Source organism: Maribacter spongiicola, from assembly GCF_052119685.1.
Lineage (GTDB): Bacteria > Bacteroidota > Bacteroidia > Flavobacteriales > Flavobacteriaceae > Maribacter > Maribacter spongiicola_A.
In genome coordinates, this window is record NZ_JBGQOO010000008.1 from 1 (window position 1) to 14,213 (window position 14,213).

17 protein-coding genes are annotated in these 14,213 nt (G+C 34.3%); 6 read left to right on the top strand and 11 right to left on the bottom strand.

The annotated features are described in order from the left end of the window. Positions 1-263 precede the first annotated feature (263 nt). The gene (gene trhA, locus ACEN2N_RS12640) at positions 264-896 is read left to right on the top strand and encodes a PAQR family membrane homeostasis protein TrhA (RefSeq protein ID WP_441824664.1); all 633 of its coding nucleotides are present in this window, start codon (positions 264-266) and stop codon (positions 894-896) included. A gap of 23 nt (positions 897-919) precedes the next feature. Here trhA and ACEN2N_RS12645 read toward each other — a convergent pair whose 3' ends face one another. Continuing rightward, positions 920-1,345: a DUF4268 domain-containing protein gene (locus ACEN2N_RS12645; protein ID WP_441824665.1), complete on the bottom strand. Its 426-nt coding sequence runs from the start codon at positions 1,343-1,345 to the stop codon at positions 920-922. Beyond that, positions 1,346-2,017, bottom strand: a complete 672-nt coding sequence (locus tag ACEN2N_RS12650) for a ZIP family metal transporter (protein WP_441824666.1) — start codon at positions 2,015-2,017, stop codon at positions 1,346-1,348. A gap of 93 nt (positions 2,018-2,110) precedes the next feature. Here ACEN2N_RS12650 and ACEN2N_RS12655 point away from each other — a divergent pair, with 93 nt between their 5' ends. Together ACEN2N_RS12655 and ACEN2N_RS12660 are read left to right on the top strand one after the other, a co-directional pair. Further along, entirely contained in the window at positions 2,111-3,280 is a 1,170-nt protein-coding gene (locus tag ACEN2N_RS12655; protein ID WP_423998599.1) for a THUMP domain-containing class I SAM-dependent RNA methyltransferase, read from the top strand. 89 nt (positions 3,281-3,369) lie between these two features. Further along, positions 3,370-3,507 carry a hypothetical protein gene (locus ACEN2N_RS12660; RefSeq protein WP_423998601.1) on the top strand — a complete coding sequence of 46 codons (138 nt, stop codon included), beginning with the start codon at positions 3,370-3,372 and terminating at the stop codon, positions 3,505-3,507. On the opposite strand, the gene ACEN2N_RS12665 is transcribed toward ACEN2N_RS12660, so the two are convergent. The 3 genes from ACEN2N_RS12665 to rlmD are packed head-to-tail and all read right to left on the bottom strand — an operon-like array spanning position 3,502 to position 6,194. Next, on the bottom strand, positions 3,502-4,293 hold the full coding sequence (locus ACEN2N_RS12665) for a DUF6048 family protein (protein ID WP_441824667.1): 792 nt from the start codon (positions 4,291-4,293) through the stop codon (positions 3,502-3,504). The two genes, ACEN2N_RS12660 and ACEN2N_RS12665, sit on opposite strands and share 6 nt — an antisense overlap. Next, a complete protein-coding gene (locus tag ACEN2N_RS12670) occupies positions 4,274-4,780 on the bottom strand; it encodes a DUF6452 family protein (RefSeq protein WP_441824668.1) in 507 nt (168 codons plus the stop codon). Before ACEN2N_RS12670 ends, ACEN2N_RS12665 begins: the two co-directional genes overlap by 20 nt. A gap of 1 nt (position 4,781) precedes the next feature. Continuing rightward, positions 4,782-6,194 (bottom strand): 23S rRNA (uracil(1939)-C(5))-methyltransferase RlmD, encoded by a 1,413-nt coding sequence (rlmD, locus tag ACEN2N_RS12675; protein ID WP_441824669.1) that lies wholly within the window; start codon positions 6,192-6,194, stop codon positions 4,782-4,784. Positions 6,195-6,427: 233 nt separating this feature from the next. Between rlmD and rocD the strand changes: the two genes are divergently transcribed. After that, entirely contained in the window at positions 6,428-7,708 is a 1,281-nt protein-coding gene (rocD, locus tag ACEN2N_RS12680) for an ornithine--oxo-acid transaminase (RefSeq protein WP_441824670.1), read from the top strand. Between the two features lie 51 nt (positions 7,709-7,759). Here the strand turns inward: rocD and ACEN2N_RS12685 are convergent, their stop codons facing one another. From ACEN2N_RS12685 to ACEN2N_RS12695, 3 genes are read right to left on the bottom strand one after another with little or no spacing between them, the layout of a single operon-like run. Then, positions 7,760-8,071, bottom strand: a complete 312-nt coding sequence (locus ACEN2N_RS12685) for a CCC motif membrane protein (RefSeq protein WP_441824671.1) — start codon at positions 8,069-8,071, stop codon at positions 7,760-7,762. A gap of 4 nt (positions 8,072-8,075) precedes the next feature. After that, the gene (locus tag ACEN2N_RS12690; protein WP_441824672.1) at positions 8,076-8,402 is read right to left on the bottom strand and encodes a CCC motif membrane protein; all 327 of its coding nucleotides are present in this window, start codon (positions 8,400-8,402) and stop codon (positions 8,076-8,078) included. Positions 8,403-8,421: 19 nt separating this feature from the next. After that, positions 8,422-8,760, bottom strand: coding sequence for a DUF2752 domain-containing protein (locus ACEN2N_RS12695; protein ID WP_441824673.1), 339 nt, complete (start codon positions 8,758-8,760; stop codon positions 8,422-8,424). A 26-nt stretch (positions 8,761-8,786) separates the two neighbouring features. On the opposite strand from ACEN2N_RS12695, the gene ACEN2N_RS12700 reads away from it, so the two are divergent. Continuing rightward, positions 8,787-9,329 carry a Smr/MutS family protein gene (locus ACEN2N_RS12700; RefSeq protein WP_441824674.1) on the top strand — a complete coding sequence of 181 codons (543 nt, stop codon included), beginning with the start codon at positions 8,787-8,789 and terminating at the stop codon, positions 9,327-9,329. A 1-nt stretch (position 9,330) separates the two neighbouring features. Here ACEN2N_RS12700 and ACEN2N_RS12705 read toward each other — a convergent pair whose 3' ends face one another. Further along, positions 9,331-9,837: a hypothetical protein gene (locus tag ACEN2N_RS12705; RefSeq protein ID WP_441824675.1), complete on the bottom strand. Its 507-nt coding sequence runs from the start codon at positions 9,835-9,837 to the stop codon at positions 9,331-9,333. Positions 9,838-9,940: 103 nt separating this feature from the next. Here ACEN2N_RS12705 and ACEN2N_RS12710 point away from each other — a divergent pair, with 103 nt between their 5' ends. Next, complete coding sequence (locus ACEN2N_RS12710; RefSeq protein ID WP_441824676.1) at positions 9,941-11,086, top strand: cysteine desulfurase family protein; 1,146 nt, start codon at positions 9,941-9,943, stop codon at positions 11,084-11,086. Here ACEN2N_RS12710 and ACEN2N_RS12715 read toward each other — a convergent pair whose 3' ends face one another. Next, positions 11,087-11,740, bottom strand: coding sequence for a hypothetical protein (locus ACEN2N_RS12715; protein WP_441824677.1), 654 nt, complete (start codon positions 11,738-11,740; stop codon positions 11,087-11,089). A 9-nt stretch (positions 11,741-11,749) separates the two neighbouring features. Then, positions 11,750-14,191 (bottom strand): TonB-dependent receptor, encoded by a 2,442-nt coding sequence (locus ACEN2N_RS12720; protein WP_441824678.1) that lies wholly within the window; start codon positions 14,189-14,191, stop codon positions 11,750-11,752. Positions 14,192-14,213 lie beyond the last annotated feature (22 nt).

Below are 14,213 nucleotides of genomic sequence, written 5' to 3' on the forward strand. Positions count from 1 at the left end.
TAAGACCGTTTGCGCCGATGGTACTGCTATATCAAGTGGGAGAGTAGGTAGCCGCCTTTTTCGAAAGCCCTTTACAGTAATGTAAAGGGCTTTTTTTATACCCGGATGTCAAGGAATGTATTTACCGAACGAGTTTGAATGTAAAAGGATAGTTTAATCGGTGCTTTTATTTCTTACTACCGGTTTTATACAAAAGAGAAGAATGCATAAACAATTTAATAAAAGGTTAAAACAAGCGTTGCATATATAACGTATTAATTCATATGTCCTATTTTAATGCATTAGAAAAAGAAGAAAAGTTCAATACAATTTCCCATGGTATTGGAGCATTATTGGCAATTGCAGGTATGATATTACTCATTAATGCCAATAATCATAAATCTGATTATGCAACTTGGGGAATAGTGATATACAGTTTGTCATTGATAAGTATGTTATTAATGTCTACGATATATCATGCAGTGGACAATACAATTTGGAAACTTAGAATGAGAATTTTAGATCATATAAATATCTATTATCTTATTGCTGGTACTTACACCCCTGTGGCTTTAATAACTCTTGTAAACGGAAATGGATGGCTTATTTTCTTTGCAGTATGGGGTATAGCTGCTGTTGGTACTATTTTGAAAATATTTTTTACAGGTAAGTTTGAAATTGTGTCATTACTGCTATACTTGACAATGGGATGGCTAATTGTTTTTGACTTTCAGAATTTAGTGGATAATACTTCTGAATTGGGAATTCAATTATTGATGCTTGGCGGAGCATTTTATACGATTGGTATTATTTTCTATGCGGTAAGAAGAATTCCATACAATCACTTTATTTGGCACATATTTGTTCTATGCGGTGCCATTAGTCATTGGTTTTTTATATACCTAGATGTTATTTAAGGTATATTTTGGTGTTTTTTGAACTACGTATCTATAATATCTTTATATTCTTCGTAAAAAGCTTCAATTTGTAACATCGATTTATTAAAAAACTCCATGGTTTCTCTCCAGGTGTTTTTATTGTGAATTGAAACGCCCTTTAGTTCAACATACACCCGTGAAATATCTTTTTGGTTATCTAATATAAAGAAATCCTCATAAACAGCTTCAGGAAGATATTCATCTTCTAATATAGATTTAAGTGCAGCTAGTTGGTCCCATACCTTTATACGCTGTTCAAAATCTGAATCAACATCAATGGAAACCATTGCCATTTTTAAATCAAAATGAAATTTAAATGATAATCCTTTCACCTTAGTCTTATATAATGTCCACTTATTCGGAAACGATTTTCCAAAAGCGATCCAAAATTCTTCCCGTAATTTTCTAGATTCTTCTTTGCTGAACATTTATAAAAAATATGCGATAGTTATACCAAGTATGATAACCAATAATTTTCTTAAATTAAATTTATGACCTTCAGAACTTTCAAATAATATAACTGTCGAAATATGCAGAAATACTCCTATTACTAATGCATTTAGGTATATACCATAAGTTGACACTAATTCAATAGTATGTGCTAAATAAGTGCCCAAAGGTGTCATGATAGAAAATAATACCATAAAAAGTCCAGCATATAGCGGTTTTATATTTGAACCTAAAAGAAATATGCTTAGAATAATTGCAATAGGAATCTTATGTATTAGAATACCATAAATGATAGTGTCATTCGTACCTATTGGAAGACCTTCTAACAGTGAATGAATACATAGGCTTATAAAGAGTAGCCAGGGGAAAGTTTGGCTATCTTTTGATATATGCACATGGCCATGTTCAGCTCCTTTAGAGAAAAATTCCAAGAAAATTTGGAATAGAATTCCTAGCATGATAAAAACACCAATAGATTTGGGTTCTAAACTAGAATATACTTCGGGTAACATTTCAAAAATGGTAAGCGCCAATAGAAATGCTCCACTAAAAGCCAATAATAGTTTAAAAGATTCATTTTTTTGTGGTTTAGTAATAACCACAAACAGAAAACTAATAAGCACTCCCAGAATAGGTAAAATATAAATCATGTGATGCTGATAAACCTTTTAAAAAAGGAAATAGGTCATAAATTAAACAGGCGTCAAAATTAGCGTATTTTTGCGGTACGAGAAAAAATGAATATGGGTAATAATTTTAAAATGGTCGCAAAGACCTTATTTGGTTTTGAAGAGCTGCTTTCAAAAGAACTTAGAAATCTAGGTGCCAGTAATGTGGTAGAAGGAACTCGAAATGTATCTTTTGAAGGAGATACTGGTTTTATGTACAAAGCTAATCTGTGTTTAAGAACAGCTATTAAAATTATAAAACCTATCCATTCGTTTCGTGTTAGAGATGAGAATGACTTGTATAAGAAAATTTATGCGATGGATTGGACCGAGCATCTTTCTGTCAACGAAACTTTTGCTATAGATGCTACCGTAAACTCTGAGCAGTTTACACATTCATTATATATCTCTCAAAAAACCAAAGATGCCATAGTTGATAAATTTAGAGATACAGATGGTATTAGACCAGATGTAGATGTAAAAGATCCCGATCTTCGAATAAATATTCATATTCATAATAATGATTGTAACGTATCATTAGACAGTTCTGGTTACTCATTACATAAAAGAGGTTATCGTACGGCAACGAATATCGCACCTATAAATGAAGTATTAGCTTCTGGCTTGCTTCTATTAAGTGGCTGGGATGGTCAGTCAGATTTTCTTGATCCTATGTGTGGTAGTGGTACTATGCTGACTGAAGCCGCTATGATAGCTTGTAATATACCGGCCAATATTAATAGAAAAGGATTTGCTTTTGAAAAATGGTCAGACTTTGATGCTGATTTATTTGAGAAAATTATTGATTCTTGCTTAAAGAAAACCAGAGAGTTTCATTTTAAAATTATTGGTTACGATAAAGCACCCTCTGCGGTAAGAAAGGCTCAAGATAATATTGAAAATGCTAATCTAACCGACTATATTACGGTAGAAAGAAAAGATTTTTTCAAAACCGAAAAAGAATCACAAGGCACACTGCATATGTGTTTTAACCCTCCATACGGTGAGCGATTAGATATTGAAATGGAGAACTTTTATAGTGCGATAGGTGATACCTTAAAGCAAGGATACCCAGGTACGAATGCATGGTTTATAACAAGTAATTTGCCAGCTTTAAAGTTTGTAGGTCTAAGACCATCTCGTAAAATTAAAGTCTTTAACAGCCACTTAGAGTCTCGATTGGTGAAGTACGAGATGTACGAAGGAAGTAAGAAGGCAAAATTTCAAAAAAATACGGAAGAATGAAGCTAAAGCACAAAGTTCTAATCTATAATTTTTTGAGTTTCGCGGTACTGTTTGTTTTATTTCGTTACATTTTATACATCTCTGTAACTATGAACTCTCTTTATTTATCAGCTATTGCCGCTATTACAGCTTCTTTTTTAGCTCCTAAATTTGCTGTTGCCAAAATTGAAGGTGTCGATAAAATTGTGATGAAATGGATTTTTATAAAGGGTTTTAAAACTTTATAGACGCTCTTTTGGTTTTGGTGGACCTTGGGGTTCACTAGATAATTCAATCTTTTTCTTGATCTTATTCTTCTTTTTATATAGCGGTAAGAAATAAGAAATACTGTAGTTATATCCGATCCCGAAATTACTATCCCAGGTTACCTTATTAAAACCTGGTATCCAAAGATTAGGAAATCTTTCAAAATCATTATTATTGGAAGATATAATTAGACCTAAGCGTATACTTGCGCCCACATACACGTTAGACAATAATTCTACTTTCGTGCCAAAAACACCCTCTAACCAAGTAGCATTTAAACCAGAAAATTTCTCAGGAACATCAGAGCCGTTTGAAAATTCGTCAGGACTCCAATATCTATTTGTATCAAAATATTGATAATTGTTAAGTGTGTTATCGAAAGTGCTAAATGCCAATCGACCGCCCATATAAATTAGGTTTCGCTCACCGTACCAATTCGCATAATTATTTTTGTTTACACCTAATTTTATATAATTACCAGAGGTGGTAAAATTATATAAATCTTCTTGTCGTGTTTTCTCTTCAGTACCTATCTCTGCAGCTAAATATAAATTCTGAGTTAGTCTATAATCTGCAACTATTTCAAAGCCTTTGTAATTATCATCTAAAGCACCTTTTATAATCCTACTTAAATCAATACCTAGGCCTAAGCCATACGATTGTTTATAACCGACAGTATCTTTTGGGTTTAGATCAATAGGTTTGCTCTGGCTAAATGCCGAATATGTAATTAATAGGAGTAAAAGATTAATGAAATATCTTGACATGTGTAGAATCTGAGTTGGTGACTAACGATTGTGTTATTTCGATATCTTGAATCCAATTATTGGTGTCTGCTGTTACCTCGGCTACTAATTCATCATAATTGACTACAAAACCACAGCCACGAGAGAGAAAGTCTTCAATTCTTGAATACGAAAAAGTTATGGTATCAATATTGCCTGTTTCTGTACCATCTTCGGCTGCAGCAGAACTATTTATGAGTATAAAACTAGTTGTGTTCTCATCTGTTTTTAATGGGATGGATATGGTACTTAAATTGCTGCGGTCTGTTACTGTATTTACGGTAACAGTTTGCCCAACGCCTACAACTCTCAAAGTTGGAACTTGCTTTAAAGTTGTGGTATCTGATATATCGTAAAATTCTATGACCAATAGGGGAGTGTCACCTTCTACGCAGATATCATCTTTCTCGCATGATGACGATAGAATTATCCCTAGAAAAATTAATAATCCGATTTGAAATCTTCTCATTTTAAACTTTCTTTTCTAAAAGTACAACATTTTCTACGTGATGGGTCTGTGGAAACATGTCTACAGGTTGAACCCTAGTTACAGTATACATTTCTTTCATCATTTCTAAATCTCTAGCCTGCGTAGCGCTGTTACAGCTTACATAGACCACTTTTTTAGGAGCAATGTTCAATATTTGTTGAACTACATCTTTGTGCATACCATCGCGTGGTGGGTCTGTAATAATTACATCTGGCACTCCATTCTGAGCTATAAATTGTTCGTTGAAAACATTTTTCATATCACCAACAAAGAAATCTACGTTCTCAATTTCATTACGAACAGCATTTGCCTTTGCATCTAATATAGCTTCTGGCACCGATTCTATACCTACTACTTTCTTAGCCTTCTTAGAGACAAATTGAGCAATAGTTCCTGTACCTGTGTACAGATCATAAACCAATTCATCACCTTTTAAATCAGCAAAATCTCTGGTTATTTTATATAACTCGTAAGCTTGTTCTGAATTTGTTTGATAAAAAGATTTTGCATTAATTTTGAATTTCAGTCCTTCCATTTCTTCGAAAATATGATCCCGTCCAGAAAAACAGATGATTTCTTGATCATAAATAGTATCGTTTTGTTTCGGATTGATAACATATAATAATGAGGTAATCTCTGGAAACTTTTTAGCAAGATGATTTAGAAGCAATTCTCTTTTCTCTTTATCATCTTCAAAAAACTGAACCATTACCATTATTTCACCAATAGATGTTGTACGAAGAATTAGGGTTCGCAACATACCATATTGATTGCGCGGATTGAAAAAAGTTAATCCGTTTTCTACCGCAAATCTTTTAGTTTCTAATCGAATGGCATTTGATGGGTCTTTTTGAAGGTGGCATTTTTTAATATCCAATATTTTATCCCACATGCCTGGTATATGAAAACCTAATGCATTTTTATCATCAATTTGATGGTCAGATTGTATTTCGTCAAGAGTTAACCAACGGCTATCAGAAAATGAAAATTCCATTTTGTTTCTGTAGAAGTATTGTTGTGCCGAGCCAAGAATAGGTGTCATTTCTGGCAAATCTAAATGACCAATTCTCTTTAAGTTATTCTCTACTTCTTTTTGCTTATAAAAAAGTTGGTGTTCATAGCCCATATCTTGCCATTTGCAACCACCACAAACTCCAAAATGTTGACAAACAGGATCAACACGTTTGTCTGATAATGTATGAAAGTTTATAGCTGTACCTTCAAAATATGCTTTTCGCTTTTTTGTGGTTTGCACATCAACTACATCACCAGGTACTGTATTATTTAAGAAAATTACCCTACCATCTGGGGCTTTACCTATAGTTTTTCCTTTTGCAGCTGCATCGGATACCATTACATTTTCAAAAACTAGTCGATTTGTCTTTTTTCGCATGACGCAAAAATAAATGGTTTCTTTGAAATGAGAAGCAGTTGTTGATAGTATTAACAAGATATTGGAACCATTCGCCGTAATTATTATATTTGCAGTCAATATTTCGTATTTTTGAGATTCTACAAGGATGATTTCTCTCCCACGCTGAATTTTCGCCCCGATAACTTTTCGGGATTTGAAAGGAAAAAGGTATAGAAGGAATTGCTAAAGTTTTATTTAAAGTAATTTTTATCATGTCAATTTTAGAAAACATCACTTCTAAAGATGCAATCGCATTAGAAGAAAAACACGGAGCACACAATTATCACCCACTACCTGTTGTATTAAGCAAAGGCGAAGGCGTTCATGTTTGGGATGTGGAAGGGAAAAAGTATTATGATTTTCTTTCTGCTTACTCTGCCGTAAATCAAGGTCATTGCCACCCAAAAATTGTAAATGCAATGACAGAACAGGCTAAGACCTTGTCTTTGACCTCTAGGGCATTTTATAATGATATGTTGGGTAAATATGAGAAGTATGCTACCGAGACTTTTCATTTCGACAAATTGTTGCCTATGAATACAGGTGCCGAGGCGGTGGAGACTGCTTTGAAGATTTGTAGAAAATGGGCTTACGAGAAAAAAGGTATTGCAGAGAACAAGGCTGAAATAGTTGTTTGCGAGAATAATTTTCATGGTCGTACAACGACGATTATCTCTTTTTCTAATGATCCAGTAGCTCGTAAGAACTTCGGACCTTATACTGACGGATTTGTTAAAATAGAGTATGATAACTTATCGGCTCTTGAAGAAGTTTTAAAATCAAATTCTAATGTTGCCGGCTTTTTAGTGGAGCCTATTCAAGGTGAAGCGGGAGTTTATGTGCCTTCTGAAGGTTATTTAAGCGGAGCAAAGGCATTGTGTGAAAAATATAATGTATTGTTCATTGCTGATGAAGTACAAACAGGTATTGCAAGAACAGGTCGTTTATTGGCAACCTGTGGTAACTGTTCTTGTTCAGATAAGCATTGTAGTGGTACACCAGAAATAAAGCCAGATATATTAATTTTAGGTAAAGCGCTTTCTGGTGGTGCCTACCCGGTTTCGGCAGTATTGGCAAATGATGCCATTATGAATGTTATTCGACCAGGAAACCATGGTAGTACTTTTGGAGGTAACCCAATTGCTGCAGCTGTTGGTATGGCTGCTTTAGAGGTTGTAAAAGATGAAAAACTTGCAGAAAATGCATTTGTTTTAGGTGAACTTTTTAGATCAGAACTAAACAAGTTTATACCGACAACAGACTTAGTGAACAGTGTTCGTGGTAAAGGTCTATTAAACGCAATTTTAATTAATGACAGCGAAGAAAGTTCTACAGCTTGGGATATTTGTATGGCCTTAAAGGAAAACGGATTATTAGCTAAACCTACCCACGGTAATATTATTCGTTTTGCACCACCATTGGTTATGACGAAAGAGCAACTTTTAGACTGTGTTTCAATTATTATAAAAACACTGAAAGAATTTAAAAAATAGGAATAAAAAATCCCCGATGAAAATCGGGGATTTTTTTTGAGTGTTATTCTCTTATTGAAAATCGGCTGAAGCGAAGAAGGCGATTATCAATCCGAAGTATAAAATGACAAACATTAGGTAGATAAGGGCTAAAGCCAGACCTACATAAGAAAGAATTCTTCCTGTACTAATATTTTCGTACCCTCTATAATTACCAGGGTTAGCCTCGTAGTGCCTCTTTGCGGTTTTAGCATTGCTTAAACCGATAAAACTGAATATGGCACCGAAAGGACCACAACAGAAAAGGGTTAATACAATAGATAAAATGCCAAAAGTTAATGCATTACTAGAACCTGGTATTTGTTGGTACTCTGAATTGTTCATTCCTTTATTGAGAATATTGTTCTGTCATTATTTGAACTTGCTCCATATATGCTTCCCATCCACCGATACTCATTATACCGTATATTGAATATGCTAAATAAAGAATACCAATAACTAAAACTATAATTGAAACTGTCTTGGTAGTTTTTAAAGTACTATAGTTATTATAATTTTCAGGATTTTCTTTGTATAATTTTTCGTCTTTCGTAGCTAAAAAATAAGCGATTCCACCAAAGATGATACCAGGTAATCCACCAAAGCAGCAGCATACAAATCCTAAAATAGCAAGCACTAATGCTAACGTTACATTGGGTAATTTTTGTTGTTCCATAATTTAAAGGTTTAGTTAATTAGATGAATTTTAAAATATAATTGGTCAATATAAAACCTACGGTGCTAACCATAAGAGTAATAGTAATAGTATTTGAATGTTTAACAGGATAAAACTTATTGAATCCTAAAAAAGCAAATAAAGCCAACATAGGATAAATGGCAGGATACATTAAAAAAGCCGAAGCAAATTCACCTTTGATGAAAAATAACAGTGAACGCTGTAAGCCGCAGCCAGGGCAATCAACGCCTAATAACTGCTTGGTAAAACAAGGTAGCATGAAACTTTCTAATCCTAAAAAAATGATTAATGCCTTAAGGCGCATCTCTAAATAAATTAATAGTCCGAAAATTACCATTATTTTTGTGTATTCAAAACAAAAACATGTCTCATTTTAATATTGGCGATACGGTAGAAACAATTGATGATGTCATAAAAGGCGTTGTAGAATCTATTAATGGTTCTAATATTACCATGTTGAGCGATGATGGCTTCCCTTTAATATTCGCTGCTCATGAACTGGTTTTAATTGCTGATGATATAAGGGTATCGAATTACGAGATTGCACAAATTAAAAGGGAAAAAGAAATTCCTAAAAAAAGAAAAACTACCGTTCAGAAAATAAAAGAACGTACCGCCCCCAAAATGGAAGTTGATTTGCACATTAATCAATTAATGAAAAACCCTAAGTCTATCGGTAAGTTTGAAATGCTGAACCTACAATTAGAAACCGCTAAACGCCAGTTAGATTTTGCAATCAGTAAAAGAATTCAAAAAGTTGTCTTTATACACGGGGTAGGTGAGGGCGTACTAAAAGAAGAATTGGGCTATTTGTTCGGTAAATATGACAATGTCAAATTCTACGATGCCGATTATCAAAAATATGGACTAGGAGCAACCGAAGTTTATATTATGCAGAATTTTTAAATTACTCTGCAGTTGTGGTTACCGTACCAAATTCATTTACTTGCAAATCTGTAATTCTACTACCGTTTTCATTTAAAAACGTAATACCGCTTAATTGAATAGTGTGAGTAAATGTAATACTATCTTCGGTCGTGGTAGTTACGATTATACTACCACCTTCAGCTTCAATTTCTTCTAAAACAGTAGGTGTAAGTGGTGGTGGTGAATCGCAAAAATATGCACTTGTTACAGTCTCAGAGAATATTCGATAACTAATTTGCGAACTACCAGGTACTGCACTTTCTAAACTAGAAGCGGTTACTTCGTTTTTTAATAGTCCGTTAGCGATGGTCAAAATCAATGCCTCATCGCCATTTATCTTAAACACAACATTTTCGGTCGATGCAGAAACATCATTACAACTTTGAACTGTTTCTATACTGTCAAAATCTACGGTTTCTATTTGCAAGTCACCATCATTACATCCAAAGAACAAAATCGAACAACCAATTAAAAGGTATTTTTTCATAATTCAAATTTAATTTAAAAAATGTAAATGTGTCTGTCGCATCAGGGTCAATTATAGGTTAATTAACTATTTTTGTCCTTTATGTATTTAAGAGTACGCCTTTATGAAAAATGTATATTTAGATAACGCAGCTACTACACAAGTTCACCCTAATGTAATTGCAAAAATGCAAGATGCCTTAGGTACTTATGGCAACCCTTCTTCTACCCATAGTTTCGGTAGAACTGCAAAGACGGCCATTGAAAGTGCTCGTAAAACTATTGCTAAGTATATAAATGCACAACCTTCAGAAATTATATTTACTTCTGGTGGTACCGAAGCAGATAATATGATTATTAGATGTGCTGTTCGAGATTTAGGTGTAAAAACTATTATTACTACGAGAATTGAGCACCATGCTGTTTTGCATACGGTAGAAGAGTTGGAACAAAAAGGTTTTGTAAAAGTGTTGTATGTAAATTTAGATGTATTTGGTAACCCAGATGTGGCACATTTAGAAACACTATTGCAAAAAGATGATTCTAAGAAGTTGGTCAGTTTAATGCACGTGAACAATGAAATAGGCAATAAAATCGACTTGGAAAAAATTACCCTATTGTCTAAGAAATATGGTGCGTTAGTTCATTCTGATACCGTTCAATCTTTAGGACATTATAATTGGGATGTAAAAGCATTTCCTATTGATTTCTTAGCCGCTGCTGCTCACAAATTTCATGGCCCAAAAGGTATCGGCTTTGCTTTTATTCGTAAAAATTCGGGATTAAGTTGTATGATCTCTGGGGGTTCGCAAGAACGCGGACTTAGAGCTGGTACGGAGTCTTTTCATAATATTGTAGGGCTTGAAGAAGCTTTTATTCACGCCTACGATAATTTAGAGGAAGAGAAGAAGTATGTCGAAAGCCTGAAATCTTATTTCATCGAGAAAATAAATAAAGATATACCTGATGCTACATTTAATGGGCATTCTGGTGATATGGAAAAAAGTACATATACCTTGGTCAATGTGTGTTTACCAATAACCGAAGCTAAAGCAATGCTACTATTGTTCAACTTAGATATGAAAGGTATCGCTTGTTCTAAAGGTAGTGCATGCCAGTCTGGTAGTGATGCCGGTTCTCATGTACTTACACAAATTCTGTCTGCCGAAGATATGAAAAAGCCATCTGTGCGCTTTTCATTTTCTACTTACAATACCAAAGAAGATATTGATTATACTATTGGTATTCTAAAGGATATTATAGAAGCGTAATTAGCTTTTGTTTCGATCGCGTTTACGTTCTCGTTCATAAGGGAATTTTCTAATGGCCAACTTCATCATACGATCAATAAGGTCAGTGGTGTTTTTGCCGGTTTTCTTATTGATTTCCTTTTCGTATTTCCATAATAGTTTACCAGAGTCGCCATCACTGATTTTTATGCCTATTCTGCCATAATTTGCGCCACCAGAGAAGTAATCTGTAAAGCTGAATTCTGTTGGTACACCATTAGATAAAAGTATATTCAAATCTAAAGTGCCGCTTATGATACCATCAACACCTAAAATTTCACTCAATTCTTTAGTGGTATATACGTCAATATTATCGTAGCGAATGTTGTTTTTAGCCAATATGGCTGTAGTATTTTCAATGTTTTGAAAGGTTACCGGTAATTTTTTCTTTTTGCTACGTTTAGAAAAATAGGTTTCTAAGGCATTTTGCACGGCATACCCTTCATTTTCTTCAAGCTTCTTTTGTTCAGTTTTAGATATTTTACTGTTAAGATCCAAATTAGTAAGAAATGGTATAATGGCTAAAACATTGTGATCAGTACTTAAGACATCAAAATTCGGACTTTCGTAAATGTTTTTCTGAGCCGCTACGGTTAGTGTAGAAATCAGTGCTAGTAAGAAAAGTATTCTTTTCATTTTTAGTGTTTAAAGGCGAATTCCTAATCTTAAATTCAATACTCTCGATGTAAGGTAATTTGGCACTGCATACTCATTTTTGCTGTCCGCATCCCTAACCCAAGTATTGGTAATCGAATTTTGGTTGTTGAATAAATTGAAAATTTCAAAACCTAAACTCAATTCTTTAAAATTATGAAGCCAATGTGTTCTTGGAAATTGTTTATCCTTGTTTGCAAAAATATAGGAAATTCCTAAATCTGCACGTTTATAATCTCTTAATCTATTCTGAAAAATGTACAGATCTGCATAACTGGGCGAACCACCCGGCACACCCGTTTGATAAACCAAATTCAAATACATTTTTAAATCAGGAATTGTAGGAATATAATCTTGAAAAAGTATCGCGAATTTTACCCGTTGATCTGTTGGGCGTGGTATGTATCCTCTATTGTTTCTATTTTCCTCGGTTTTTAAATACCCCAAGCTAACCCATGATTCTGTACCTGGTACAAAGGCACCATTTAATCTAACCTCTGCACCATAGACATAAGCTTCGGTATTATTGTTCGCCGCATAGCGTATGCGAACATCTTCGAGTGTATAGGGGTTTACGTTTTCTAATTTTTTGTAATAAGCCTCACTGATCAATGTAAAAGGTCTATCCCACAATTGAAAACTATATTCATTACCCGCAACAATATGAAAAGATTTCTGAGCCTTAACATTTGGTTGAATTGTACCAGTACTGTCTCTTAATTCTCTATAAAATGGTGGTTGATGGTATACACCTGTAGATAGCCTAAAGAGCATATCTTTCTCCCATTCTGGTTTAATGGCAAACTGTGCACGTGGACTAATTACGGTTTGCGATACTTTTTCAACTCCGGTTCCACTAACCGTCCAATGATGAGAACGTACGCCTATGTTATAATATATATCGGCATTGTTCCATGTTTTATGAGTTCCTATTTGTATAAAGCCCGAAAATCGATTTGTTTTCACAAAATTAAGAGCGTTTATTCCATCGTATGCCTCTAAAGGAGCTGTAAATGGTTCAGAAGGTTGATTGTTTATAAATTCTGCCCTCGGTGGTCTAATTGAAAACCCGGCAGAGTCGATAAATTCAGATTCTCGCAACTGATCTCGTATATCTTCATGAGTATATTTTGCTCCCCATTCTAATACAGAATTATCCAAAGTACTAAATCCTTTATGTTCTAAATTAAATATGAGCGCATCTAAATCGTTTCGAGTACGGTTAAACTGAGAACCGATACCGCGCGATGTCAATACTTCACCGGCAGAATTGCTGCCCAAATTACTATCTATTTCGCCAAGTTCGTATGCTGCAACAACATCTGAATATTCTTCTTCTGTTGTGTGATATATAGATGAAATAAGTTTTAGGGTAGTCTGCTCATTTAAAATATAGCTTCCTTTTAAAGCACCTAAAGCAGTGGTGTATTTATTCGTTTCTTCACCTTCGTAATACACTACTAATGCCTGCGGATTATCTATGGTGCCAAAATTTGTCTGTCGGTTTAAAGGTTCGTTTTTATAATTATTGACCGCAATGTTGCCTAAAAAGTTTAGCTGAAATTTAGGGGATGCATGATAGGTTAAATAACTTTGAATATCTGTAAATGCCGGATTGAAGTTACTTTGCGTCTGTTGACTATTCACCAATAAAGAATTGTTGCGATACCGAACGCCAGAAACCGAGCTTAATTTCTGATTTTTAGAAACGGTTTCTAAACTTGCGCTGGCGCCCAAGAAACTTACATCTGCCCGAAGTGAAAATAGAGTAGGGGTCTTATATGTAATATCTAAAACCGATGCCAATTTATCACCATATTTGGCTTGAAATCCGCCAGCGGAAAATTTTACATTTTGTACTAAATCGCTATTTACAAAACTTAGTCCCTCTTGTTGAGCAGAGCGTATTAAGAAAGGTCTATACACCTCAATTTCATTTACGTATACTAGGTTTTCATCGTAGTTACCACCACGAACTGCATATTGTGTGCTTAATTCGTTATTAGAAGATACACCTGGTAGTAATTTTAATATTGTTTCAACACCTGAATTAGCGCCTGGTATTTTTCTTATTTTTTCTGGTGAAATTGTTAATATGCTACTTACGTTTCTTTCGCCGGTTGCAGATACGGTTACGCCATCTATCTGCGTAATATCACTTTTTAAGATGGGGTTGAACTCAAATGTTTCGTTCGTAGTCAGAATCAAATTTTCTAATACCACATCTTTGTAAGCAATGTGTGAAAAAACGATTGTGTTTTCTTCATCTGAAGTGATTTCTAGAATATAAAATCCGTCAGAATTAGTGGTAGTTCCTAAACCACTTACGGTTATATTAACATTGGGTAGTGGTTCGTTGTCGTCACCTAATACAATACCTGAAATAGTAGCATTCTGCGCAAAAACAAAGGAGCTGCACAGCAGTAGAATCAAGCTAAGAACGTTAAGGAGTTTC

Coding starts and splice junctions, on each gene's coding strand:
- ACEN2N_RS12660 (WP_423998601.1), top strand. CDS start 3,370: ATGAACTCTCTTTATTTATCAGCTATTGCCGCTATTACAGCTTCTTTT.
- ACEN2N_RS12700 (WP_441824674.1), top strand. CDS start 8,787: ATGTCTCATTTTAATATTGGCGATACGGTAGAAACAATTGATGATGTC.
- ACEN2N_RS12685 (WP_441824671.1), bottom strand. CDS start 8,071: ATGAACAATTCAGAGTACCAACAAATACCAGGTTCTAGTAATGCATTA.
- trhA (WP_441824664.1), top strand. CDS start 264: ATGTCCTATTTTAATGCATTAGAAAAAGAAGAAAAGTTCAATACAATT.
- ACEN2N_RS12705 (WP_441824675.1), bottom strand. CDS start 9,837: ATGAAAAAATACCTTTTAATTGGTTGTTCGATTTTGTTCTTTGGATGT.
- ACEN2N_RS12665 (WP_441824667.1), bottom strand. CDS start 4,293: ATGTCAAGATATTTCATTAATCTTTTACTCCTATTAATTACATATTCG.
- ACEN2N_RS12670 (WP_441824668.1), bottom strand. CDS start 4,780: ATGAGAAGATTTCAAATCGGATTATTAATTTTTCTAGGGATAATTCTA.
- ACEN2N_RS12690 (WP_441824672.1), bottom strand. CDS start 8,402: ATGGAACAACAAAAATTACCCAATGTAACGTTAGCATTAGTGCTTGCT.
- ACEN2N_RS12695 (WP_441824673.1), bottom strand. CDS start 8,760: ATGGTAATTTTCGGACTATTAATTTATTTAGAGATGCGCCTTAAGGCA.
- ACEN2N_RS12710 (WP_441824676.1), top strand. CDS start 9,941: ATGAAAAATGTATATTTAGATAACGCAGCTACTACACAAGTTCACCCT.
- rocD (WP_441824670.1), top strand. CDS start 6,428: ATGTCAATTTTAGAAAACATCACTTCTAAAGATGCAATCGCATTAGAA.
- rlmD (WP_441824669.1), bottom strand. CDS start 6,194: ATGCGAAAAAAGACAAATCGACTAGTTTTTGAAAATGTAATGGTATCC.
- ACEN2N_RS12645 (WP_441824665.1), bottom strand. CDS start 1,345: ATGTTCAGCAAAGAAGAATCTAGAAAATTACGGGAAGAATTTTGGATC.
- ACEN2N_RS12715 (WP_441824677.1), bottom strand. CDS start 11,740: ATGAAAAGAATACTTTTCTTACTAGCACTGATTTCTACACTAACCGTA.
- ACEN2N_RS12650 (WP_441824666.1), bottom strand. CDS start 2,017: ATGATTTATATTTTACCTATTCTGGGAGTGCTTATTAGTTTTCTGTTT.
- ACEN2N_RS12655 (WP_423998599.1), top strand. CDS start 2,111: ATGGGTAATAATTTTAAAATGGTCGCAAAGACCTTATTTGGTTTTGAA.